The organism is Geitlerinema calcuttense NRMC-F 0142, from assembly GCF_030285425.1.
This window is the reverse complement of sequence record NZ_JASVEJ010000034.1, coordinates 1-26,813: the sequence shown is the minus strand read 5'-3', so window position 1 is coordinate 26,813 and position 26,813 is coordinate 1. Positions and strand designations below refer to the sequence as shown.

The following is a 26,813-nucleotide window of genomic DNA, read 5'->3' as shown; positions in this document are numbered from 1 at the left end:
TGCAGATTTTTCCTAAGATTAAATAGAGGAGTTCAGAACAGAAGGCTGGGGTAAAAATTCCCGTTTGATGAGGTGCTTAAAGTAGGTTTCCCAGAGGCAATTGTCCAGGGGAATACAACGAATGGGGCTATGGGCTAACCCGGCTTGCACGTTCTGACAATCAAACTGCAATGCGGGTGGGTTGGAAGCCGCAGTCTGAGGGGGAAATAGGGGAACGAGGGGATATAAAGCATGTTCTGGTTGGTGTTGGGCAATCTGTAGCAATTTTGCCCGCCATTGCTCGTAGGGCAGAGATTGGATAGAATAGCCAAGCGATCGCAGTTGCTCAAATAGCACCCCAGACGAGACAGGCTGGGGATGAACCAGGTGAAAAACGCGGTTCTCCGTTGGGTGTTGCGATAGCGTCACAATCGCTTTGCTGGCATAATCGACAGGCAACACATCCAGCATCATTTCGCCTTCGGGAACGCTTCCCAACTGCACGCAACCGATAATCAGGCGATAGAGGAAATCATTGACATTAAAGCAGCCCGTTTGACTGTCCCCCGCAATTCGCCCTAATCTATAGGTAAAGATGGGAAGACCGCGATCGCGCGCTTGCTGCATTAAGCCTTCTGCCACCCACTTACTTTGGTTGTAACCGCCCAGGGGGGCAGGAAAATCTGCCAAACTATCCGTTTCTTGAATTACCTGCACGCCAGACGCTTGAGTCGGCGAGAACACGCTAGTTGCAGACAGGAAATGGACGGGTTTGGCTTGTCCTTGACAGGCGAACCGCAGCACCTCCTGAGTCCCTAACACATTCGTCGGTTTCAGCAGCGTATAGGGGTAAGCATGATGCACCCACGCGCCCCCGTGATAGATAACCTGAATGCGATCGCCCATTGCGCTAAACTCAGATTCAGATAACCCAAAACGCGGTTTCGCCAAATCCCCCACCACTGGGATAATGCGAGTTTTAAAGCCTTCCTGCCAAATCTGATAAGACTCCAGCGTCCCCTGTAGCTGTCGTTGCGCCGCCTCCGCCGTCTCAGCGCGTACCAAACAGTAAATTTCCGCCCTCGTTTGCTGCAACAGTTCAGCCAGCAAGAACGCCCCGATAAACCCCGTCGCCCCCGTCAGGAAAATCGCCTGCGGGTTATCCCCATTCGCCCTATTCTGAGGAGGAATAATCCTAGGGTCGAGAACCGCTTCCCCTTGGAGGAATGCCAAGAGATTATCTAACTTAGCAGAAGATTTTCCAGACAAGCGTTGGGCTAACCCCACCACCGTTGGCGCTTCAAACAAATCCAACACCGCCAACTCCACCCCAAAGCGCTGTAACAGACGGGAAATTAACTGAGTCGCCAGTAACGAATGACCCCCCAACTCAAAAAAGTCATCATTAACCCCCACCCGTTCCACCTGGAGAACCTCTGCGAATATCTCCGCTAGCTGCATTTCAACAGGCCCGCGCGGGGCAACATAGGCTCCCGCCAACTCTGGGCGGGTAAAATCAGGTGAGGGTAACGCTTGACGGTCTACCTTACCATTGGGATTGAGGGGCAAAGCCTCCAGTTGGATAAACACCGCAGGAACCATATACTTCGGTAACTTTGCCTCCAACTCCCGGCGCAAGTCGCCCTTCGTCAGATTTCGACCCGGTTCCGCCACCCAATAAGCACAAAGGCGCTTATCCCCCGGTTGTGCCTCTCGTACCACCACCGCACAGTCGCGGATATCGGGATGTTGTAGCATCAGGGCTTCAACTTCCCCCAATTCAATCCGAAAACCGCGTATTTTCACCTGATTGTCTAAGCGACCGAGCAGTTTAATCTGCCCATCTCGGCGATAGTAAGCTAAGTCCCCCGTCTTGTAGAGGCGGCTTTGCTGGCTGAAGGGATTGGCAATAAAGGCTGCTGCGGTTTTTTCCGGGCGGTTGAGATAGCCGCGTGCCAAACCCACGCCCCCAATGTACAACTCCCCAGGAACGCCCGCTGGGACGGGTTGCAGATAGCGGTCGAGAATATACAATTGCTTATTCGCCGCCGGACGCAGAGTATCGCCGTAGGGAACCATACTGGCGTTGACGGTGGTTTCCGTGGGGCCGTAGGCGTTGATAAACAGGCGTCCTTTCGACCATTGGGCAATCAGTTCCGCCGTGGGGGCCTCGCCGCCGACAAGTACCATTTCCAAGGCGGGGAAGTCGTCGGGGGAGAGAAGCGCCAGGGCGGAGGGGGTGAGGGTAATATGGGTAATGGCCTGTTCGCGCAGCAGCTTGGTTAAGGCAGGTCCCGGCGAGAGTTCTGCTGGCGTGGCGAGGTGTAGGGCCGCGCCGCATCCCAAACTCATCACAAATTCTGGGATAGAGGCATCGAAGCCAAAGGAGAAGAATTGCAAAACCCGGCTGTGGGGTTTGACTTGGCAGGTGCGAATCTTATCGGCTGTTAAGTTGCCTAAGCCTGCGTGGGTGACGAGGACGCCTTTGGGGGTTCCCGTAGAACCGGAGGTATAGATGAGATAGGCTAAGTTTTCTGGAGTGATGCGGGTTTCGGGGTTGCAGTCCTGTTCTTGGGCAATGGTCGGCCAGTCGGTATCGAGACAGATAAGTTGGGCAGAGTGGGCCGGAAGCTGCGAGACTAGGGACTCGGTAGTCAGCAGCAGGGGGACTTGGGAGTCCGACAGCATGAAGGCAAGGCGGTCTGCGGGATAGGCCGGGTCAAGGGGAAGGTAAGCACCCCCCGCTTTGAGAACGCCTAATAAAGCAATTATCATTGAGAGCGATCGCTCTATGCAAATCCCAACTCGGACTTCCGGCTGGACGCCCTGTTTTTGCAGATAATGGGCCAGTTGGTTCGCCCGTTGATTCAATTCCCGATAGGTGAGGCGCTGATTTTGAAAAGCGACCGCAATGGCATCCGGGGTGCGTTCGACTTGGGCTTCAAACAGTTGGTGAAAGCTTTCCTCTGGGTAGGGCGTTGCGGTTTGGTTCCAGTCCCCCAGAATTTGCTGCTGTTCGCCGGGGGTAAGTAGGGGAAACTGGGATAGGGGCTGTTGCGGGTTGGTCAGAATACCCGTTAGCAAGGTTTGGAAATGTCCCACCATCCGGGCAATGGTATCGGCTTCAAACAGATCGCTATTGTACTCGAAGACCCCCAATAGGTCTGAATCAGTTTCGTAGAAATCTAAGCTTAAATCGAGTTTGGCGGTGGGATTTTCCGGTTGCAGGAAGGACAGGTTTAAGCCGGGAAGTTGCAAGTCAAGTTTTGAGGCATCTTCCAGCATAAACTTAACCTGGAAGAGGGGACTATAACTGAGATCGCGATCGCTTTGCAATTCCTCCACTAACTTTTCAAAGGGTAAATCTTGGCGGTCGTAAGCCTCCCAAGTCACCTGGCGCAAGCGTTGGAGGAGTTCTAAGAAGGTGGGATTTCCCGATAGGTCGGTTCGCAACACTAAGGTATTGACAAAGAAACCTATCAAACCTTCAATTTCCGTGCGGTTGCGGTTGGCGATGGGCGAACCCACTAAGATATCCTCTTGGGCGCTATAGCGATGCAATAGGACTTTGAAGATGGCCAACAGCGTCATAAATAGCGTTGCCCCTTGCTGCTGGCTGAGGGCTTTGAGGGCGGCGGTTTGTTTGGAGTCGATAGAAAATAGCTGTCTGGCCCCTCGGAAGGTCTGAATGCGCGGCCTGGGGCGGTCTGTGGGTAGCTGGAGAACGGGTAACGCGCCGCCGAGTTGCTTTTTCCAGTAGGCTAACTGAGTCTCCAAAACCTCGCCCTGAAGCCATTGGCGCTGCCACAGGGCAAAGTCAGCGTACTGGATGGGGAGGGGTGCGAGGGCGGGTGGCTTCCCGATAGAAAAGGCTGCATAGCCCCTGCTGAGTTCTTTGACCAGAATCCCAATCGACCAAGCATCGGCGATAATATGGTGCAGCGTTAAAACGAGGATATGCTCGGTTGCTTGCAGGCGAATCAGTTCCGCCCGGAAGAGGGGGCCTTGCTGTAAGTTAAAGGGTTTTTGGGTGGTTTGGTTAATCCATTCCAGGGCTTTGTCGGGGGGATGTGCTGAGAAATCCAAAAGCGGTAAGCGCATCTCAACATCAGGGTGAATCACCTGTACGGGTTGACCCTCCGCTGTTGTTAAGGTGGTGCGTAGGGTTTCGTGACGTTGCGCGATCGCTCTGATACTCTGTTCTAAAGCTTCAACGTGCAATTCCCCTTTCATCCGAATCGCCGCCGACATATTGTAGACAGGGCTATTCGGTTCCAATTGGTCGAGAAACCACAGGCGCTGCTGGGCAAAAGATAAGGGTAAATTTCCCGGACGCGCGGCGGGGAGAATGGGTGCAGAGACTGGCCGAGTTTGCTGCAATACTGCCATAATTTCGGCTTTGCGATCGCGAATTTCTGCACTTAGCGCTTCAGTTAACACCTCCTCCGGGCCATTACAGCGCAGGCGGCTATCTTCAACCCAAAGCTGGATATCAAGATCGTACAACTCTTGTAAAAACCGATCGATTGTCTTCATAGCTCAATGTCCTTACGACCTGCACGGCCCGCTAAACTGGGAACAACCTGTCGTTGGGCTAAACGCAAGGTTTCTAAACGTTCGGCGAACCCTGCAATGGTGGGTTTTTCAAACAGGGCGCGGAGGGGAACTTCTAACTGAAAGTGGGTTCGCACGCGGGAAATGACTTGCGTTGCGAGTAGCGAGTGACCGCCAAGCGCAAAGAAGTTATCGGTAATGCCCACCCGTTCTTGCCCTAAAATCTCCGCAAATAAGCCCGCAAGCCAGGTTTCTGTCGGGTTGCGAGGGGAGATAAAGGTCGCCTGTGCGGGCGCGATATCGGGCGCGGGGAGGGCGCTACGGTCTAGTTTGCCATTGGGAGTCAGGGGCAATTCTGCTAAGGGGACAAACACCGCCGGAATCATATAATCGGGAAGGGTTTGTTGAAGAAATTGCTGCAATTGTTCAACGTTCAAACTCGCCTGGGGGGAAAGCACAAGATAAGCTGCGAGATAATCGCGAATGACTGCAACTGTGCAAGCGAGAATATCGGGATGCTGAAGTAAAGTTGCCTCAATTTCCCCTAATTCAATTCGCAATCCTCTCAGTTTGACCTGATGGTCAATTCTTCCGAGATATTCAATCTCTCCGGTTTCTAAATATCTTGCTAAGTCTCCCGTTTTATATAATTTCCCTGCCTTAAAGGGATTTGAGATAAACTTTTCAGCGGTTAATTCTGGTCGATTTAAGTATCCTCTGGCTAATCCCATTCCACCAATATGCAATTCTCCCGCTACGCCGATGGGGACGGGTTGTTGATGTTGGTCTAGAAGATAAATCTCGGTATTAGCTATCGGTCTGCCAATTGGGACTTTTCCTAATTGACTATCTGGATGACATTCCCAGAAGGTGACATCAATGGCGGCTTCGGTTGGGCCATAGAGATTATGCAATTGGGCGTTGAGTTTGCTAAAGAAGCGCTGTTGTAATTCCCAACTTAAGGCTTCTCCACTACAAATCACTCGTTTGAGACTCTGGCAATTCTCGACTCCGGTTTCTTGGAGGAAGACTTGCAACATGGAGGGGACAAAATGAAGCGTTGTAATCTGTTGAGATTGGATGAGATTAACTAAGTAATGACTATCCTGATGTCCTCCGGGTTGGGCAACAATTAATCTCGCACCGGTTATTAAAGGCCAGAAGAATTCCCAGACGGAGACATCAAAGCTGAAGGGAGTTTTTTGTAAAATTCGCTCAGTTGCAGTTAAACCATAAGCTTCTTGCATCCACAACAGACGGTTGACTACACCTCGATGCAGGTTCATCGCCCCTTTGGGTTGTCCTGTGGAACCAGAGGTATAGATAACATAAGCTAAGTTATCCGGTGTAACTTTGACCTGAAGATTGTCTGCTGGATAAGCAGAGAAATCGCTATCTAAATCAACGATTTGGGCTGGATGTTGGGGTAAGCTTTCAATTAGATGAGATTGAGTTAACAAGACTTGGACTTGAGAGTCTTGTAACATGAACGCGAGTCTAGCTTTAGGATAAGTGGGGTCAAAGGGAACGTAAGCTGCACCGGCTTTGAGGATGGCTAAGAGTGCGATAACCATCTCTAGGGAACGTTCTGTACAGACTCCAACTAAGGTTTCTATCCCAACGCCGAGAGATTGGAGATGATGGGCGAGTTGATTGGCTTTAAGATTGAGTTGGCGATAGGTGAGAGAGTGGTTTTCAAAAACTACTGCAACTGCATCGGGAGTTTGTTCAACCTGTTGTTCTACCCAATGATGCAGACACCTCCGTTGAGGATAGTCTACCTGGGTGTTGTTCCGCTCCACCAAAAGCTGATGCTGTTCTGCGGGAGTGAGGAGGGGGAGAGTTGCAATCTCGCGATCGGGATTGGCGATAATACCAGCAAGTAAGGTTTGGTATCCCTCCAGCATTCGGGTAATCGTATTAGCTGTAAATAAATCGGTACGATATTGAGCGATCGCAATTAAGCCATCCTCGGTTTCCACCATCTCCAGGGTTAAGTCAAACCGCGCCGTTCCGGGATCGAAGGGTAAGCGACTGACTTCAACGCCCGGTAGCGACAGAGGCGTCATTGGCAGATTTTGCAACTGAAACAGGATTTGAAAGAGGGGCGTATGGCTGAGACTTCGTTCTAGGCGGAGTTCTTCTACTAATTGCTCAAAGGGTAAATCTTGGTGGGCGTAAGCCCCAAAAGCCACCTGGCGAACGCGGTTTAAGAGTTGGCGGAAACTGGGGTTTCCCGACAAGTCCGTCCGCATGACTAGGGTATTGACAAACAAGCCAATTAAGCTTTGCGTCTCGGCGCGATCGCGACCGGAAACCGTTGTCCCAACAGCAATATCCACCTGTTGCGTATAGCGGTAAAGCAGGGTTTGAAAGGCGGCTAGCAGCGTCACGAACAGGGTGACACCTGCTTTTTGGCTCAAAAGTTTCAAATCCTGGGACAGGGACGCAGAAAGCCTTAGAGACTGGGTAGCGCCGCTAGAAGTCAGCACGGCAGGGCGGGGGCGATCGCTCGGTAGAGTTAGCGTTGAATTGACCCCTGCTAGCTGCTGCTGCCAATAGGCGAGTTGCGCCTCCCGTTTTTCGCCGCCAAAGGTTTGTTTTTGCCAAACCGCAAAGTCTGCATATTGAATGGGCAATTCCGGTAAGGCTGCACAGACATACAGGCGGCTGAGTTCCTGCATCAAAATCCCGATCGACCAGCCATCGGCAATAATGTGATGGATCGTCAGCAGCAAAACCCAGTCTGCGGAGTCGAGTTGCAGCAACAGGGCGCGTAATAGAGGCCCCTGGCTGAGGTCAAACGCAAATTGAGCCGCCGCGATCGCCTGCTGCTGAACCTGTTGTTCCCGTTCTTTAGGGGGCAGGGGTTGCAAGTCAATAACAGGTAGCGCCAGAGTCAGGTGAGGAAGTATTCTCTGTTGGGGTTGTCCCTCCTGTTCCTGAAACACCGTGCGGAGGGCTTCGTGACGGGCGATCGCACTATTGAGGCTATCGCGCAACCTCTCCACATCCACCCGCCCCCGCAAGCGATAGGCCTGGGGGATATTGTAGGTCGGGTTTTGCGGTTCCAACCGATCGAGCAGCCACAGCCGCTGCTGAGGGAAAGAAAGCGCTAATGGTTCTCCGGTGCGGGGTTGGGGCCCAATGGCGTTAGGTTTAACTTGTTTAAGCCGTTCGAGGAGAAGTTGGCGTTTTTCGGGCGATAAATTGGCAAGGCGTTGGTTGAGTTCGTTCATCAGATCCCCCCAGTGGTTGCCAGCAAAGCTTGGACTTCATCGTCAGAGAGCATTTCAATCTCAGCTAAGGCTTGGGCGAGGCTTTGGCGATCGCTCCTGACGGCAAGCTGTTCGACGATCGTTTCCCCCAAAGCGGCGACTGTGGGCGCGTGGAAAAAGCTGGCGGGAGAAAGTTCGAGGTTAAAATTTTTGCTCAGTCGCGAGATCAACATCGTTGCCATCAGCGAGTCACCCCCCAACTCAAAAAAGTTATCCTCTACCCCCACAGGTTCAACCCCTAGCAATTGCTGAGATAACTGGGCAATTTCACTTTCCACGGCATTGCGGGGGGCCGTGTAGGGCGTCTCCAGGGGGGGACGAGGATGGGCGGGTTTTGCCGTCACCTGTGCCGTGAGTTGTGCCTGCCACGCCGTCACCTGTCGCGATCGCGCTTGCAGGGTAGCAAAGTCTTCCGGCGACACGATAATTTGAGCCATCGGGGGACTGCTTAAAATCCGCTCAAAAGCGGCAACCCCTTCCTGTACCGTCATTCCCTCCGTTGACCCTGCCATCATCCCCACCTGCCAGCGGCCCCAATTAATGGCACAGGCGGCCGGGTGGGTGCGGGCAAAGGCATCGAGGAAGGCATTGGCGGCGCAATAGTCCACCAAACCGGGAACGCCAACCATACTGTTCAGGGAAGAACAGCAGTAGAAGAAGTCGAGGGGGGCATCTTGTAACAGTTCGGCTAACAGGCGGGTTCCCGTCACCTTGGGGGCGAGGGTGCGATGCAGTTGTGCGGGCGCGAGGCGTTGAATTGTCCCGCCTCCAGGGATACCGGCGGCATGGATAACCCCGTGGATCGGGCCGAAGCGTTGCGTCGCTAGCGCGATCGCGGGTTGCAGTTGTTCGCGACAGGTAATATCTGCCTGCACGACTAGCACTTGGGCCCCTAATGCCTCCAAAACCGGGACTTTCTCAGCCGTTTTCGCCGTTCGTCCCACCAGAATTAACCGCGCTTGGACGGTACGGGCGAGATATTCCGCCAAGGCGAACCCAATACCCCCTAGTCCTCCGGTAATTAAATACACCCCTTGATGGCGCAACCGTTGGGGTGTCGTCGCCGTTAACCTCACGGGTTCGTAACTCGGCAGCCAGCGATGCGATCCGCGATAGGCAACGACCGGATCGCGGCTGTTGGAGGTGACTTCCGCTACCAGTTGGGCGATCGCTTCTGGGGAAGGCCACGCGATATCGATGCTGCGACAGGTGATGTTGGGGTATTCCAGGGGAATGACGTTACAAGCTGCCAGGGCGATCGCAGTTTCCGGTTCTCCCCGTTCTAACCCCGTCACCTCCTGCACTTGGTTAGACAGCACCGTCAGCGTCAGGGGTTGGGTTATATTCGCCGCCCCCAGGTTTTGCACGAGGGCTAGCAGGTTCTCAACATGAGTCAGCGAGGGGTTGCTTAACCCCCAACCCTCGATAATTTGAGTGGGGCAACCTTTCTGTAACAGGGCGAGGTAGTCGGGATGGGGCGAGGTGATGGCGATCGCCTGAACCCCCCGCGCTTGCAACTGCTCGATGAATTCCCTTCCCTCCGCACTCTCTGCCATCAGTACCCACACGCAACCGCTGGCGACCGAACTTTGGGATAAGAGCGATCGCTTCCAGGAAGGCAGATAAAACCAGTCTGAAATCTCCCTGTGTTGCAGGTTGCGGGGGTTTTGTCCCACCAAGGCTTGAAACTGGGGATGGGGTTCTAGCCAATAGCGCTGGCGTTCAAAGGGATAGGTGGGCAGCGGTACGCGAGAACGAGGAGTTGCGTAGAATTCAGATGGGTTAACCTCCACCCCCACCAGCCACAGTTGGGCGACGGTATTGAGAATAAAGGCGCGATCGGAATGCTGTTCTTGGGGATGGCGCAGCGTCGTTAAAATCGTCTGAGAGGGGCTTTGCTGCTGGCTGAGGCGGCTTAACGTGCGACCGGGCCCCACTTCGATCAAAATTTGGTCTGGGTCTTTCAGCAGTTCGGCAGCGCCTTGGCTAAACTGCACGGGGTTGATTAAATGCTCTCCCCAGTAACTCGGATCGGTGGCTTGAGCGGCCGTAATCCAAGTTCCCGTAACATTGGAGAGGAAGGGAAAACGGGGCGGCTGTAGTTGCAATGTCCGCACCAATTCCACCAACGGCGCAACCGCATTCCCCATCAAGGGAGAATGGAAGGCATGGGAGGTTTGCAAGCGCCGACAGCCTATCCCCGCTTGTTCTAACTGGTGTTGCAGGGCATCTATGGCGGCGAAGGTGCCAGAAACCACGCAATGCGTCGGGCTATTGTACGCCGCTAACCAGAGGTTTTCCCCCAATTCCAGCCGATCCGCCTGCTGTTGCACGGCTAGCATCGCCCCTGGCGGCTGTTGCTGCATCCAATATCCCCGCTGGGCGACGAGGGTTAAGGCATCTTCAAAGGTAAATACCCCGGCTAGGGTGGCGGCGACATATTCGCCAATGCTATGTCCTAACGCGACATCGGGCACGACGCCCCAGGAAATCCACAGTTGCGCTAGGGCATATTCCACTACAAATAAGGCAGGTTGAGCAATTCCCGTAGGCGTCAGCGAGTCTATTTCTGAGTAAAGCCGGGAACGCAAGTCTAAACCCAGATGCGGTTGCAGAACTTCGCAGCCGCGATCGATCCAATGGCGAACGGTGGGTTCGCTGTCGTAGAGTTCCCGCGCCATGTTCAAGTATTGCGAACCTTGTCCGGGAAACAGGAAGGCAATGGAGCGATCGCCCGTTTTACAATAACTGGAGGCGGGGGGATGGGTAAAGGCTGCGATCGCCTCTGCTACGGTTTGACAAACCACCGCCCGCCGATACTCCAAGGGACGGCGACCGAGATGTAAGGTATAGGCAACATCGGCTAAGTTGAGATCGGGATGCTGTTGCAGATGTTGGACGAAATTCGCAGTCGCTGTTTCTAAGGCGGTTTCGGTTTTGGCGGAGAGTCGCAACACTTGCCCAGACTCTACCGGAGGGGATGGCACTATAGGCGGCGCTTCTTCTAAAATGACGTGGGCGTTGGTACCCCCGATACCAAAGGAACTCACCCCAGCGCGGCGCGGCGTTCCGCAGGCTTCCCAAGCCGAGAGTTGGGTATTGACATAGAAGGGACTGTTGGCAAAATCAATCTGGGGGTTGGGTTGCTGGAAGTGCAGGCTGGGGGGAATTTGTTGGTGTTGCAGGGCGAGAACGGTTTTAATCAACCCTGCTATTCCCGCCGCCGCGTCTAAATGGCCGATATTGGTTTTCACCGATCCAATGGCGCAAAACCCCCGCTGAGAACTGCTAAAGGCTTGGGTTAAAGCCGCAATTTCAATTGGATCTCCTAAAGGGGTTCCCGTACCGTGGGTTTCAATATAGGTGAGGCTTTCGGGGGGAATTTCCGCGATCGCGATCGCCATCCGGATCGCCTGGGCTTGACTGTCGAGGCTGGGCGCGGTATAGCTAACTTTCAAGGCTCCATCGTTGTTAATCGCCGATCCGCGAATCACCGCTTGAATGCGATCGCGATCGTTCAAGGCATCTTCGAGGCGCTTCAAAACCACAATACCGACGCCTTCCCCGCCTACGGTACCTTTCGCAGCAGCATCAAAGGCGCGACAATGCCCATCAATGGAACCAATACCCCCCTCATGGTAAAAATAGCCCATTTTCCGAGCCGCGCTAATTGAAACGCCCCCGGCTAAGGCCATGTCGCACTCCCCATTCAACAGGCTTTGACAGGCTAAATGGACTGCGACTAGGGAAGTAGAACAAGCCGTTTGTACCGTATAACTCGGTCCTTTTAAGTTCAGCTTATACGCTACCCGCGTGGTTAGAAAATCCTTATCATTCCCAATCGCCAATTGATGCAAATCCACCGTATTTTTAAGCTGGGGATTCAAGCAGGCGTTCAGTAAATAACTGCTTAAACTCGAACCCGCAAAGACGCCAATGGCTCCTGGATATCTGGGCGCATCATATCCCGCATTTTCTAACGCTTCCCACGCAGATTCTAAAAAGAGGCGATGTTGCGGATCGGTAATTTCGGCTTCTCGCGGACTCAACCCAAACAAACCCGCGTCAAATCCTTCCACTTCATCTAAAATTGCCCGCGCTTTCACAAAGTTAGGATCGCTCAAGGTGGCAGGATCGACGCCTGCTGTTTGCAGTTCTTCATCGCTAAAGAAAGTAATGGATTCTTTGCCGCTTTTTAAGTTCTGCCAAAAGGCCTCTAAATTTTGAGCTTGGGGGAATCGTCCCGCCATTCCGACAATTGCAATCGCGGTATCTGGTATTTCTAAGGAAGTTGACAAATCGTTCATTGGGTTGAGCAGTTTGAAGGATAGAGGAAAGAGAGATTAAAGGTTATATATTTTTTAAGGATTTCATTTTCTGCAAGCGTTGTTTTTGCTTGGTTTTTTGAGTGGCTATTTTTTTCGTTAGAAAGACTCGCTTGAGGTTCATTTGAGGCTTGACAATTAACGGAATTAATGCACTGAGCTAGCATTTGCAACGTGGGATTTCTAAAGAGTTCAACAATGGATAAATTGAGATTAAATTGGGCTTTGATATGACTATTGACCTCAATCAATAGAAGCGAATGTCCGCCCAAATCGAAGAAATTGTCTTGAACGCTAACCTGCTCAACCTGTAGAACTTTGCACCAAATCTGAGCAAGCTTAGATTCAATCTGGTTTCGGGGTAAAATAATTTCGCTTTCGCTGTCGGGGCGAACTGAGGGGGGAAGTGGGAGCGATCGCCGATCGATTTTACCATTAAGACTCAGCGGCAAAGCAGCCAGCGAAACCCAACCCGAAGGAATCATATATTCGGGAAGTTTATCCATTAAGAAGTTTCGCAGTTCTGTCACATTAAGGCTAACTCCTGCATCCATCACCAAATAGGCAACTAGGCGCGGATAACCGGGCGTATCTTCGCGTAACATCACAACCGCTTCCTGAACCTCTGGATGCTGAAGTAAAGTTGCCTCAATTTCCCCTAATTCAATCCGCAATCCTCTCAGTTTGACCTGATGGTCAATTCTTCCTAGATATTCAATCTCTCCCGTCTCTAAATATCTCGCTAAGTCTCCTGTCTTATATAACTTCCCTGCCTTAAAGGGATTTGAGATAAACTTTTCAGCGGTTAGTTCCGGTCGATTTAGATATCCTCTGGCTAACCCCATTCCACCAATATGCAATTCTCCCGCTACGCCTATCGGGACGGGTTGTTGATGTTGGTCTAAAATATAAATCTCAGTATTAGCTATCGGTCTACCAATCGGGACTTTTCCTAACTGGCTGCCTGGATGACATTCCCAATAGGTGACATCAATGGCGGCTTCGGTTGGGCCATACAGGTTGTGCAGTTGGGCGTTGAGTTTGCTAAAGTATCGCTGTTGTAATTCCCAACTTAAGGCTTCTCCACTACAAATCACTCGTTTGAGACTCTGACAATTCTCGACTCCGGGTTCTTGGAGAAAGACTTGCAACATGGAGGGGACAAAGTGCAAGGTTGTAATCTGTTGGGATTGGATGAGGTTGACTAAGTAATGACTATCTTGGTGTCCTCCCGGTTGAGCAATAATGAGTCTCGCACCTGTGATTAAAGGCCAGAAGAATTCCCAAACCGAGACATCAAAGCTGAAGGGAGTTTTTTGTAGAATGCGGTCAGTTGCAGTTAGCGAATAAGTATCTTGCATCCACAACAAGCGGTTGACAACGCCTCGATGTAGGTTCATCGCCCCTTTGGGTTGTCCTGTGGAACCAGAGGTATAGATGACGTAAGCTAGGTTATTCGGCGATACCTGAGTTTTGAGGTTATCTGTGGAATAAGTTGAGAAATCACTACTTAAATCAACGATTTGGGCTGGATGTTGGGGTAAGCTCTCAATCAGATGAGATTGAGTGAGCAAGACTTGGACTTGAGAGTCTTGCAACATGAACGCTAATCTAGCTTTAGGATAAGTGGGGTCAAAGGGAACATAAGCCGCACCGGCTTTGAGGATGGCTAAGAGTGCAATAACCATCTCTAGGGAACGTTCTGTACAGACTCCCACTAAGGTTTCGACTCCAACGCCAAGAGATTGGAGATGATGGGCGAGTTGATTGGCTTTAAGATTGAGTTGCCGATAGGTGAGAGAGTGGTTTTCAAAAACTACTGCAACTGCATCGGGAGTTTGTTCAACCTGCGCTTCTACCCAATGATGCAGACACCCCAGTTGAGGATAGTCTACTTGGGTGTTGTTCCATTCCACCAGAAGCTGATGCTGTTCTGCGGGAGACAGTAACGAGAAAGTCGAGAGACAAGCATCGGGCTGGGCAACCACTTCAGCGCATAATTGCTGTAAATGTCCTGCCATGCGGTCAATTGTCGCCGCTTGAAATAAATCCGTGTTGTACTCAAAACGCGCAACTAACCCTGTAGGCGTCTCTTCTAGAGAAACATTGAGATCGAACTTAGCATGATGGCTAGTCAACTCAACCGGACTTTGCTTTAAACCCGGCCATTCCATCTGGACATTCGCCGCATTCTGCAAGCTAAACATCACTTGGAACAGCGGCGCGTGGCTTAAATGACGTTCCGGCTTCAGAACTTCTACCAACTGTTCAAACGGTAAATCTTGATGAGCATAAGCCCCCAGCGTTACCTCGCGTACCCGCGCCAGCAATTCCCGAAACGTTGGATTTCCCGATACATCCGTCCGCAATACCAGCGTATTGACAAAGAAACCAATCAACCCCTCAATCTCAGCGCGGTTGCGATTGGCAATCGGGGAACCAACTACAATATCCGTACTGCGAGTATAGCGGGATAGCAGTAGATTAAAGACCGCCAACAGCACCATAAATAACGTGCTGCCCGTTTGCTGGCTGAGAGTCTTGAGGGCGCGACTGAGTTCGAGAGAGAATGAGAGAACCCGCACTTTCCCCTGGTAGCGCTGCACTACCGGGCGCGGGAAGTCTGTCGGTAAGGCTAGCAGGCTACTCACTCCGGCGAGTTGCTGCTGCCAGTAAGCCAACTGGGAGGCGAGAACTTCCCCTTGCAACCATTGACGCTGCCAAACGGCAAAGTCTGCATACTGAAGGGGCAATTCCGGTAAAGGAGAGTGTTGGTTTTGGCAGAAGGCGCGATACAGTACCGCCAATTCTTGCACCAAAATCCCCCGCGACCACCCATCCGAGGCAATATGGTGCATCGCCAGCAGCAGAATATGAGACTGTTCGCCCAGTTTCAGCACTTTCACCCGCAATAGGGGAGACTGGGTTAAGTCAAAGGGGGTTTGCGCCTCCTGTTCCAGATAGGACTGAACTTCAGTTTCCGAGAGTTCTATCTGGGGAATGGCTAGCGGTGCTTGCGGGGCGATAGTGGCAACCGGGCGTCCGTCAACGGTGTGAAAGGTGGTGCGGAGGCTTTCGTGGCGGCGGACAATTTCATTAAAGCTTTGGGTTAAGGCTTCCCGGTTTAACACTCCATCCAAGCGAACCGCCCCGCAAAGATTATAGGCGGTGCTGTGGGGTTCTAACTGAGCCAGGAACCACAACCGCTGCTGGGCAAAGGAGAGGGGAACGCTTTCGCCTCTAGAAGTGGGAATGAGGGGTAAGTCCTGATGGTTTTGGGAGGCTTGGGTAATGACTTGCGCCCATTGAGCCAAGGTGGGATTCTCAAAGAGGGTGCGTAGGGCAATCTCAACTGAGAAGACTTGGCGGACTTGGGAAATAACGCGCGTCGCCAGCAGGGAGTGGCCGCCCAACTCAAAGAAGTTATCGTCTCGGCTAATTTCAGGAATTTGGAGAATTTCAGCCCAAATTCCCGCCAGCAACTCCTCGGTAGGGTTCGCCGGGGCAATTAGCGATCGCTCCCCTAGAAAATGCTGCGGATCGGGGGCTGGCAGGGCTTGACGATCGACTTTGCCGCTTGGCGTGAGGGGGAGCTTGTCTAAGGGAATAAAGGCGCTCGGCACCATGTAGGCGGGGAGAAGCGGGCTTAAAAATTGTCGCAGTTCGGCAGGTTGAACTGGGGTAACGACATAGGCGATAAGCTGCTGTTGTTCGGACTGAACTAGAACAACGGCGTCGTCAACCTGGGGATGCTGGCGCAGGGTGGTTTCAATTTCGGTTAACTCGATGCGGAAGCCGCGCAGCTTAATTTGATGGTCAATTCTGCCGAGGAATTCTAAGTTACCATCCCGACGGTAGCGAACGCGATCGCCTGTACGATAAAAGCGGGTTCCCGGTTGAAAAGGGTTGGAGATAAACCGTTCTGCACTTAAGTCGGGGCGGTTGAGATATCCCCGCGCGATGCCTCTTCCCCCAATATAAAGTTCTCCGGGAATGCCGATGGGGACGGGCTGCAACTGGGCATCTAGGACGTAGGTTTGGGCATTTCGCACGGGTTTGCCGATGGGAACCCCGGTTACAGAGGGCGACAAGTCGCATAGGGTGGTGACAATGGTGGCTTCTGTGGGGCCGTAACTATTGACGAGGCGGATATCGGGGGAGGCATACTGGTGCCAGGTGGCGAGGGCTTCGGGGAGTGCGGCTTCGCCCCCAATAATGACGAGGCGCAGGCTATCGGGGAGGTTGAGGGCGGGTAACTCAGCCACCAGTTGATGCCAGAAGGCGGTGGGTAAGTCAAGGACGGTGATTTGCCACGCTTGGCAGGTTTGCAGGAATTGGGGGATGGAACTGAGCATTTCCTCGGTTCGCAATACCAGGGTTGCGCCTTGGAGGAGGGTGGGAAAGATTTCTTCGGCGGCGGCATCAAAGCTAATGGAGGCAAACTGGAGAATGCGATCGCCCCTAGCAATCTGGTAAGCTGCGATCGCGGCTTCGGTATAATTCGCTAAAGATTGCCGTTCGATGGCGACGCCTTTGGGTTTGCCCGTGGAACCGGAGGTATAGATAATATAGGCGAGGTGGCTGGCTGTTGCCCGGTTTTCAAGGTTATCTGAGGCTTGCGTAGCAATAACCGATTCTTCGGTGTCTAAACAGAGATAATGTAGGTTTTCCGCAGGTAGCGTGTTAGCGATATCGGTTTGCGTCAAAACCAGCGAAATCTGAGCGTCCGATAAGATCAAGCTCAGGCGTTCCGTGGGATATTCTGGATCGAGGGGAACGTAAGCCCCGCCCGCTTTGAGAATGGCCAGAATTGCGATCATTTGTAGCGGCGATCGCCCTAAGCACACCCCCACTAAAGTATCGGGTTTGACCCCCAACTGCTGCAAGTAACGGGCGAGTTGATTGGTTTTCGCGTTTAACTCCCCATAGGTGAGTTTTCCTTCCCCACTCTCGATGGCGACAGCATCGGGCTTGGCTGCCACTTGGGCGGTAAATTGCTCTAAAAGACAGCCCACAGGGGTAACAGGGGGCGGGTTCCAAGCTTGGAGTTGTTGCTGTTCTGAGGAGGTTAACAGCGGTAAGCGGGAGATGCAAGCGTCAGGATCGGCGACAATGGCAGTCAGTAAGGTTTGCCAATGCGCGATCGCCCTCACAATCGTTTCGCGATCGAACAAATCGGTATTATATTCAACCTTACCGCGAATTTCCGTTCGCTCTTCAATCAGATCCAGCGTTAGATCGAACTGCGAGGTTTCCGTATCTACCCGCGCGTGGCTAACCTCCAAACCCGGTAACTGAATATCCGCCACCGAAATCGCATTTTGCAAAACAAACATCACCTGAAACAGGGGCGAATAACCGGGATCTCGCGGCAGTTGCAGCGCTTCCACCAACTTTTCAAACGGTAAATTCTGATGGGCGTAAGCCCCCAATGTCACCTGGCGCACTCGCCCTAAGAGTTCCCGAAAACTCGGATCTCCCGATAAGTCCGTTCGCAACACCAAAGGATTAATAAAAAACCCAATTAACCCTTCCAACTCCACGCGGTTGCGGTTGGCGACAGGCGTTCCCACCACTAGATCGGTTTGTCCGCTATAACGATACAGCAGCACCTTAAACGCCGCTAGCAATGTCATAAATAGCGTCGCGCCCATTTGCTGGCTAAAGGCTTTCAGCGCTGCGGTTAGGGATGACGAGAGAACCACCGCCTCAGTCGTTCCCCGATAGGTTTGCACTCCCTGGCGCGGGCGGTCTGCGGGCAATGTTAATCTAGCAGGTGCGCCTTGTAATTGCTGCTGCCAATAGGCGAGTTCTGGGGCGAGGAAGGTTGCATTCAACGTTTGGTGCTGCCAAACGGCATAATCTGCATATTGAATCGGTAGCGGCGGTAATGCTGGAGGTTGTCCCTGGCTAAAGGCAGCATACAGCAGGTTTAACTCGCGAAATAGCACCCCCATCGACCAACCATCAGAAACCAGGTGATGCATTACCAGCAGCAAGAGATACTCAGATTCGCCTGTTTGCCATAACCGGAGGCGAAACGGCACCTCAGCCTCTAGATGGAACGGTTGATGCACCGCTTGGTGAATCTGTTGTTCCACCTCATCAGGGGAAGCGGGAATAGCGTGTAGAGTCAAGGGAACGCTAGGCGCAATCTCTTGCACGGGAATTCCCTCCCTTTCCGGTAGCGTCGTTCGCAAAATCTCGTGACGCTGAATAATTGCCTGCAAGCTGCGTTCCAAACCCGCCACCGAGAGAGAACCGCGAATGGTTAATTGCACTGCCAGGTTAGAAAGGGCGCTGTCTCCCTCCCGTTGGGCGAGGAACCAACCCCGCTGTTGGGCAAACGAGAGGGGTAATGCCGCATTTCTAGGGGTAGGGAGAATGGGCGCTGACTGCTGCAAGCGGGCGATCGCTTCGAGTTTGCGATCGCGCAATTGCTGTTTCAGTTCTGCCGTCAGCACGCCTTCTGGGGCGCTGTAGCGCAACTTGTCGCCCTCGACCCAAATTTTGACCTGAAGTTGAGAAAGACGGGTTAAAAGCGCTTCTAAGCTGTTCATAGTTCGCCCTCCTCATAAGCCAGGGCGGCGGTTAGGGTCAAGGGTTGCAATTGTTGGTTCAGGGAACGCACGGTTTCGAGATATTCTGCTAACCCGGCTATGGTAGGGGTTTCAAACAGTTGTTGAATGGGGAGTTTGATTTGAGTTTGCGCCTCTATCTGCGAAATCGATCGCGTGGCTAGCAGCGAGTCGCCGTTGAGTTCAAAGAAGTTATCGCAAACGCCGATAGGCTGAATGCCTAGCAAGTCTTCCCAGAGGCGAACTAACAGTTCTTCTAAGGGCGTGCGAGGGGCAAGGTAGGAAGCCGGGAGTTGGGTTCTAACATGCAACGGCGGCTTTTCTGGCGGTTGCGCGGTAAAAGCTTGGCGCAGGCGCGTCTTTAAATCTGTGGTAGAAACAATAACCCGATCTAACTCAGCCTGAGATAGGATGCGTTGCAGGGCGTCTAACCCTGCTTCCGGGGTGAGGGCAAATTCTGCCAAACTGGAGGTGACGCTTCCCTGCCAAATATCCCAATTCACGACGATCCAAGGGAAACGGGCATTGCGGTTTTGCTGGCACGCCCAAGCATCCATATATAAGTTAGCCGCACTATAAGCCGCCGTCCCCCATCCTCCCAATACGCTAGAAAGGGAAGAACACAGCAAGCAAAAATCGAGGGGTTTATCTTGCAATAGGGTTTGCAACACCTGGAGTCCCTGAATTTTGGGACGAAAATGCGGTTCTACCGCCGCTTCATCAATTTGGGGAATCGGACAAAATAGGGTATCGCCAACCTTACCCGCCGCGTGAATAACGCCATTGAGACTACCAAAGCGCGTTTCGGCTTGTTGCACGACTTGGCGCATCTGTTCGAGGTTCGCCACATCCGCCCGCACAATTAAGACTTCTGCACCCGCTGCTTCTAGGGCGCGCAGGGCTTCGGCTTGACTGGGGTTCAGGCGATCGCCAGAACGTCCCGTTAGAATTAATTTAGCTTGATACGTCTGGGCGAGGAATTGCGCGATCGCGCTACCAATCCTGCCTAAGCCACCGACAATTAAATAAACCCCTCCTTGTCGCCAGCGAGAAAATTCAACGCTTCTATCGGTTAATTCAATCGGTTCAAACCGTTGCACCCAGCGATATTGCTGACGATAGGCGACAATGCGTTCGGTAGAGTCGCTGGCGAGTTCTGCCAGTAACTGATGCACCTGTTTGGCAGTCAGTTCTCCCCCTTCAAGATCGAGACTGCGGCAGTGCAGATTGGGATATTCTTGGGAAATTACCTGAACTGCCCCCAGTAGCGTTGCTTTAACGGGGGCTAAATCTTCGGTGCCCATGACATCTTGCAAGCCACTGGAAACGACTAAAATAGATAATTCTGGTTGGTCTCCCAATGCCTGCGCTAAATGCAGCAAGCTATAGAAACCGAGAGTTTGCGCCCTTTCAAAGTCGAGATCGGCTTGGGTATAATTCCACAAATGCAAAATCTGAGTCGGAAATTGCCCCAAGCGGGAAAGGTGCGCCAGTAAGGTGACATAATCTTCTCGATGATGGGGATTCAGGGTATAGGTGAATTCATCAAGTTGAGCAAATTCTGAGCCAACTTTGACGACAATCCGATTGGATAATGGTTCTAAGATGCGATTCCCGCAGGGATTCCTACGGAAAGCTGCGCTAACACTTCGCGAATCGCCAAATCCTGCCTCATCAACAAACACCAACACCCAACCAGAAGGTTCTGCGGGAGAAGGGAGAAAGCGCGATCGCTGCCAGGAGGGAAGATAGAACCATTGCCCAATCTCCCGCTTTTTCACTAAACGGGTTGGGGTTGCCTCAGCGGGCGGATCGATCCAATAACGCTGGCGTTCAAAGGGATAGCTGGGAAGCGGTACCCGGCGGCGCGTCTCCTCCCGGTGGAAGCCCTGCCAATCTACGCGAACGCCAGCCAGCCACAGTTTGCCCAATGTATTTAAGATAAAGCCAATTTCTGATTGCGGCTCTTTGGGATGGGGGAGCGAGGGCAAAACGGTACATTGAGGGGCTTGTTGCTTGACAAGGGTGGTTAAGGTGCGTCCCGGCCCCACTTCTAAAAATAGGGAGGGCGAGTCTGCCAATAACTCCGCAATTCCCGGCGCAAATTGCACCCCCTGGCGCAGGTGTTGTCCCCAGTAATGCGGATCGGTGGCTTGCTGCGCGGTTAACCAGGTGCCAGTGACATTGGAAATCAGGGGAATTTGCGGCGCGTTTAAAGTAACTTGGCGAACGCACTCTGCAAACGGTGCAACGATCTCATCCATCATCGCCGAGTGGAAGGCGTGGGAAGTCTGCAAGCGTCGCGTCGGAATATCCTGTTGGGCAAGTTGGGCGGCAAATTGGGCAATCTCCGCCTCCGGGCCGGAAATCACGCAGGCTTTGGGGCTGTTACTGGCGGCAATAGAGAGTTGACCGGGCAGCATGGGGGGGATCTCGTCCGCTGCCAAACTCACCGCCAGCATCGCGCCTGGGGGCTGCTGCTGCATCAATTGACCGCGCCGGGTGACGAGGGTTAGCGCATCTTCTAAGGAAAAGACTCCGGCTAGCGTGGCGGCGACATATTCCCCAATACTATGACCGATCAGGGCAGCCGGTTGAATGCCCCAAGACATCCACAATTGAGCCAAGGCGTATTCAACCACAAATAAGGCGGGTTGAGCAATGGCGGTTTGTTGCAGTTGTTCAGCCGCGTCTGAGTAGAGCCGGGAACGTAAGTCTAAGCCACAATGGGATTGGAGGAAACAGAAAGCGCGATCGCAGGTTTCCCGAAAAATGGCTTCCTTCTCGTAAAGTTCTCGCCCCATGTTGGCGTACTGCGAACCCTGTCCGGTAAACATGAAGACGACACTAGGGTTTGAGTCTGCACAGCCCGTTGTCAGCGATCCTAACTGTTGGATGGCGTCCGCCCGGTTGGAAACAACGGCGAACCGGCGATACTCAAAGGCGCGGCGGCCTAAATGCAGAGTATAGGCAACATCAGCTAAATCTAAGTCGGGTTGCTGGTGCAGATATTCCCCTAAATTTGCCGTCGCCCGTTCTAAAGCCGCCTCTGTTTTGGCGGAAAGCGCGAGTAACTGCCAGGATCGAGAAGGACTGACTGGGGATAATTCCGGCGCTTCTTCTAAAACGGCGTGGACGTTGGTTCCACCAAAGCCGAAGGAACTCACCCCGGCGCGACGCGGGAAGCCGCTAGTCTCCCAAGGAGTAAGTTGAGTATTGACGTAAAATGGACTGTTGGCAAAGTCAATTTGCGGGTTTGGCGTCTCAAAGTTGAGGCTGGGGGGTAAAACCTTTTCGTGGAGGGCGAGGGCGGTTTTAATTAAACCCACAATTCCCGCCGCCGCATCCAGATGTCCGACATTGGTTTTGACGGAACCAATAGCACAAAATTGGGTTTTCGAGGTGCCAAATGCCGCCGTCATCGCTGCAACTTCGATGGGATCGCCTAAAGGGGTTCCGGTTCCGTGGGCTTCCAGGTAAGTAATGGTTTCCGGTTCCACCTCCGCCATCAGATGCGCGGCTTGGATGGCGCGGGTTTGTCCGAGTTGGCTGGGGGCGGTGTATCCTACTTTTTGGGAACCGTCGTTATCGATCGCAGACCCTTTAATGACCGCATAGATGCGATCGCGATCGTTCAACGCCTCTTCTAAGCGCTTCAACACCACAACCCCAACCCCATTCCCCCCAACGGTTCCATTCGCCCGCGCATCAAAAGCGCGACATTCGCCATCGGGTGAAATAATCCCTTCTGGGGAAAGGGTGCGTTCGTTTTGGGGAACTTTGATGGAAACGCCCGCCGCTAGTGCCATGTCGCATTCCCCGCTTAACAGGCTTTGGCAGGCTAAATGCACTGCTACCAGAGAACTCGAACACGCCGTTCCCACGCTGATACTTGGTCCTGTCAGATTTAACTTATAGGAAACCCGCGTTGGGACGTAATCTTTGTCAGTGGAAATTAGGGTTTGTAAAAAGCCTTGGGATTCTACTAAACCAGGATGGGGATAGAGATTGTGGAATAGGTACGTTCCCATTCCTACTCCGGCATAAACGCCAATCAATTTTTCAGTTTGTTCGCTATCATATCCCGCATTCTCTAAGGCTTCCCAAGCACATTCGAGAAATAGGCGATGCTGCGGGTCGAGGATTTCGGCTTCTCTGGGACTAAAGCCGAAGAAATTAGCGTCGAATTGGTCAATATTTTCTAAAATTGCGCCAAATTTTTGAGAACCCTGACTAAATGGTTTAATGAGTCGTTCGCCTGCTTTAATCTTTTGCCAAAAGTTATTCAAGTTTTGACTCTCAGGAAAGCGTCCTGATAGTCCAATAATGGCAATTTCTAATCCAGTTTTGGGGAAATTCATTGTACTAAAATCAATAATTTTAGGCTCTCTTCCGTTTGAAAGAGCGGCGAGCGAAAGGCTGCTATTGCTTGGATATTCGGGATTGTGCGAATCTTTTCTGAAGCCGACTCTTACCTTGAAGAATTTGCTGCTCTCGTCCTGAACTTGGCTCTAAAGCAGAAAAGCTAGAATCCGCGCTGAGATATTGAACTAAGGCTCGCGTTGTCGGGTACTTAAACAAATCCATTAATGTCAGACATTGTACTCGATTGGGTAACAACTCTGACAGCTTGCGATAAATCTTTGTGAGTAATAAAGAATTACCGCCCAAATCAAAGAAGTTATCATTAATTCCCACCTTTTCAACCCCCAAAGCAGCTTGAACGGCTTCCACCACTTGACGTTCTAAATCGCTTTTAGGCGCAACATAGCAAGCTTCCAGTTTTTGCACTTCAGCATTTTGCTGTGCTAGCCGTCGCCGGTCGATTTTGCCATTAGCAGATAAGGGGAAACTTTCTAACACAGAAAACCCCGAAGGTATCATATAATCGGGTAGTTTTTGCTTCAGAAAGTCGCTTAACTCCGTTAAATTGAGCAACGATTTTGCCTGGAGAATGAGATAAGCAACCAAACGGGCTTGACTCGATGACTCGCCCATCGCCATCACCACCGCCGCCCGAACTGCGGGATGTTGCAGCAACGCCGCTTCCACCTCCCCGGCTTCAATGCGGTAGCCGCGAATTTTAATCTGAAAATCTGCCCGCCCTAAAAACTCAATATTGCCATCGGGTAGATATCGCCCCACATCGCCCGTCCGATACAGGCGTTCCCCCGTGCGGGGATGAGTGATGAAACTGGCTTGCGTCTTTTCTGGGCTGCGCCAATAGCCCTTAGCCACTTGCACCCCCGCGCAGTACATCTCGCCGGGAACCCAAACCGGACAATCTTCCAACGCCGAATTCAAGATATAGTATTTAGAATTGGCCATCGGTTTGCCATAGGGAATGCTCTTCCAACTGGGGTCAACCGCCGTCACAAGATAGCCAATATTCCAAACCGTCGTTTCTGTAGGCCCGCCAATACTCAGCACTTGCACGTTAGGCGCTAACGCTTGGATGCGGTTGGGCAAACTCACTGGCAGCCAGTCGCCGCCTAGAATAGCTAACCGTAAATGAGGTAAACAAACCTCAGCGCCCTCCACCAGCATTTCCATCATCGGCGGGACAGAATTCCACAGGGTAATGGGTTCGCGCTGCAACCACTCCGCCCAATGGTGGGGATCTTTTACCCGACTGGCATCGGGGAGAACCAACGTCCCGCCAGCACTCAGCAAGCCAAAAATATCGTAAACCGAGAGGTCGTGGTTGAGTGCCGTCACCCCTAAAATCGCATCCTGGCAACCCACCTGAAACCGCTGGTTAGTATAAACCACCAGATTCGCGGCATTGCGATGGGTAATCATCACGCCCTTGGGCAAACCTGTGGAACCTGATGTATAGATAATGTAGGCAAGGTCATCTGGAGTTTGGACGGGGGATAAAGGCGTTGTACTTTCTGAGGTGCAGTCTTCCACGCACAAGCGCGCCACCCCTGGGGGAACTTCCAGACTATCCTTGAGGTGAGTTTGGGTGAGGATAATCTGGGCGTTGCTATTTTCTAATAGATAATGGAAGCGATCGCGCGGTAAACTCGGATCGATCGGCACGTATGCCCCACCCGCCGTTAAAATCCCGAAAACGGCGACAACCTGTTCCCATCCCTTCTCCATCACTACGGCGACTGGATGGTTCGGCACAACCCCAAGCCGACGCAAGCGATGGCCCACTTGTTGAGCCAAGTCATACAATTGTTGATAGGTTAACGTCCGCTGAAGCGAAACCACAGCCCGGTGTTGGGGTTGCACTGCCACCTGTTGGGCAAATAACACCTGTAGCAAGGCGTCTGAAATGGGGGCATCTGTTGCATTCGCCGCTTCCCGTTGGGCAAGTCGATCCGGGGAAAGTAATCGGCGCGTGGGGTTTGTCCAAACTAACTCTGAAGTCGCGAGTTGTTGCAACAACTGATGGTAGGCGCTAAACATTGCCTCAATTAACCCTTGCGGAAACAGTTCCGCCACCACATCCCAGTTAAACGTCAGCGTCCCTTTTTCTTCCCAAACTTGAATATCCATCCAGGCTTGCGAGGCTTGGCTAATGCCATACACCATCTCGCCAAAGTGACTAAAGGTGAGGGTTTCTTGTCCTAGGGAATTAAAGCCAATGGTACTGGTAAACACGATGGGCATAGCGCTAGGGGCGCTTCCCCGACGGCGGCAAGTTCCCGCACGACTCGCACCCCGCTAAAATGGCGGTGTTCTAAGTCGCGCCACAATTGTTGCTGCAAGCGGAGGGCGCGTTGTTGAAACGGTTCGGCTTGGCTATTGTCAACGGCGAGGAGGGTGACAGAGGTGAAATCCCCTAGCAGATCGTTGACTTGCGGATGGAGGGGGAGGCGATTAAACAGCGCCAGATTGATCGTGAATTGCGGATTCTTGCCCCACAATGTCAGAATTTCAGCAAAAGCTGCCAAAAGTACCCCCGATGGGGTTAAACCCGCTTGGGAGGCACGCTGTTTAAGTTGCGCCCAAACCGCTGACTCCAGTTTGGCTTCGTAGCGTTGGGTGCGGTGGTGTTGCAATTCTTGGGGCGTTTTCGCCAGGGGTAAGTCTGGGGCGGGGGGTAAGCTATCGAGGCGACTCAGCCAGTAGTTTTGCGATCGCGCAAACCACTCGGTTTCCTGCAACCCTTGCAAAGCCAAGACATAATCTCGGAAAGATAACTCTAGCGCGGGTAAACTCGTTTGGGGATTCTGATACAGCAAAAACCACTCATCGAACAGGCGAAATAGACTCCAAGCGTCAAACACCTGCAAGTCATAACTAATATGCAGGCGCACCCGCCCCCCATCAAGGCGCGTGGCGCTAAACTCAAATAAAGGCCAGCGATCCGCCGGGACGACTTGGTGAGAAAGGCGATCGCGAATAGCGCTTAATTTCTCCGTTGCCGTTGCCGCATCCACGCCCCGCAAGTCTACCATCGACATTTGATAGGGCGGTACTTCCGATAACACCTGTTGCTGTCCGTCGGGAAGCACGATCGCCCGCAACATATCATGGCGCTGGATCAGTTGTTGCAAAGCCCAATTCAAGCGGTCTAAATCGAGATCCTCACCCTCAATTTCGTAGTAACCATGATTGGCAACATCACCCAGTTCTAACACGCCGCTGCGCCCGACCCAAAACGCATATTGCATATCCGTCAAAGGGAACGGTTCGTAACGCAACTGCGGCTGCGGCACAATAACGGGTAAGCGAGTCTGCTCCTGTTTCTGTTGCAATAGAGCCAGAATTTCAGATTTATAATGGCCTAGCCAGTGACGCAATTCTGGAGTAATTGCCCCTTTGGGTGCATTAATCTCTAAGCTATTCTCTTGGGCCGCGAGTTTAACGCCTTGGTTTGCTAAGGTATCCAGGAGTAGATGCAGTTCCATTTCTAAGTGCTGAGTGTAAAGTGCTGATTCTCAGTGCTGAGTGTAAAGTGCTGAGTGCTGAGTAAAGAAGGGAGTTGGGAGTTGGGGGTTGGGGAAGAGGGGAGTTGGGAGTGCTGAGTTTGAAGTGCTGTATTTGGCTTGGTGCGTTGCGGGATGCTGAATGAGAAATAAAGTGCTTTTTAAGTCTTGAATTAAGAGCAAAGTGTTGAATTCCGACCAGGCACTTCCATC

The 26,813-nt window shown here is 52.4% G+C and carries 6 protein-coding genes and 1 pseudogene; all 7 read right to left on the bottom strand.

Annotation, left to right across the window (positions count from 1 at the left end; genetic code table 11):
- Positions 1–18: 18 nt before the first annotated feature.
- Complete coding sequence (locus tag QQ055_RS08875; protein ID WP_284476003.1) at positions 19–4,515, bottom strand: amino acid adenylation domain-containing protein; 4,497 nt, start codon at positions 4,513–4,515, stop codon at positions 19–21.
- Positions 4,512–7,772, bottom strand: coding sequence for a non-ribosomal peptide synthetase (locus QQ055_RS08870; RefSeq protein WP_284476002.1), 3,261 nt, complete (start codon positions 7,770–7,772; stop codon positions 4,512–4,514). Before QQ055_RS08870 ends, QQ055_RS08875 begins: the two co-directional genes overlap by 4 nt.
- The gene (locus QQ055_RS08865) at positions 7,772–12,118 is read right to left on the bottom strand and encodes a type I polyketide synthase (protein ID WP_284476001.1); all 4,347 of its coding nucleotides are present in this window, start codon (positions 12,116–12,118) and stop codon (positions 7,772–7,774) included. Before QQ055_RS08865 ends, QQ055_RS08870 begins: the two co-directional genes overlap by 1 nt.
- Positions 12,115–18,696 carry a non-ribosomal peptide synthetase gene (locus QQ055_RS08860; RefSeq protein ID WP_286004589.1) on the bottom strand — a complete coding sequence of 2,194 codons (6,582 nt, stop codon included), beginning with the start codon at positions 18,694–18,696 and terminating at the stop codon, positions 12,115–12,117. Before QQ055_RS08860 ends, QQ055_RS08865 begins: the two co-directional genes overlap by 4 nt.
- Positions 18,693–23,075, bottom strand: coding sequence for a type I polyketide synthase (locus QQ055_RS08855; RefSeq protein ID WP_284475999.1), 4,383 nt, complete (start codon positions 23,073–23,075; stop codon positions 18,693–18,695). Before QQ055_RS08855 ends, QQ055_RS08860 begins: the two co-directional genes overlap by 4 nt.
- 61 nt (positions 23,076–23,136) lie before the next feature.
- Positions 23,137–26,582, bottom strand: a pseudogene (locus QQ055_RS10840) (non-ribosomal peptide synthetase).
- A gap of 30 nt (positions 26,583–26,612) precedes the next feature.
- Positions 26,613–26,813 (bottom strand): hypothetical protein (locus QQ055_RS08840; RefSeq protein ID WP_286004586.1); only part of this gene is annotated, 201 nt, incomplete at its 5' end.

What these genes read in the sequence shown, in the direction of transcription:
- QQ055_RS08875 (WP_284476003.1), bottom strand. Translation starts at nt 4,515, where the DNA reads ATGAAGACAATCGATCGGTTTTTACAAGAGTTGTACGATCTTGATATC.
- QQ055_RS08870 (WP_284476002.1), bottom strand. Translation starts at nt 7,772, where the DNA reads ATGAACGAACTCAACCAACGCCTTGCCAATTTATCGCCCGAAAAACGC.
- QQ055_RS08865 (WP_284476001.1), bottom strand. Translation starts at nt 12,118, where the DNA reads ATGAACGATTTGTCAACTTCCTTAGAAATACCAGATACCGCGATTGCA.
- QQ055_RS08860 (WP_286004589.1), bottom strand. Translation starts at nt 18,696, where the DNA reads ATGAACAGCTTAGAAGCGCTTTTAACCCGTCTTTCTCAACTTCAGGTC.
- QQ055_RS08855 (WP_284475999.1), bottom strand. Translation starts at nt 23,075, where the DNA reads ATGAATTTCCCCAAAACTGGATTAGAAATTGCCATTATTGGACTATCA.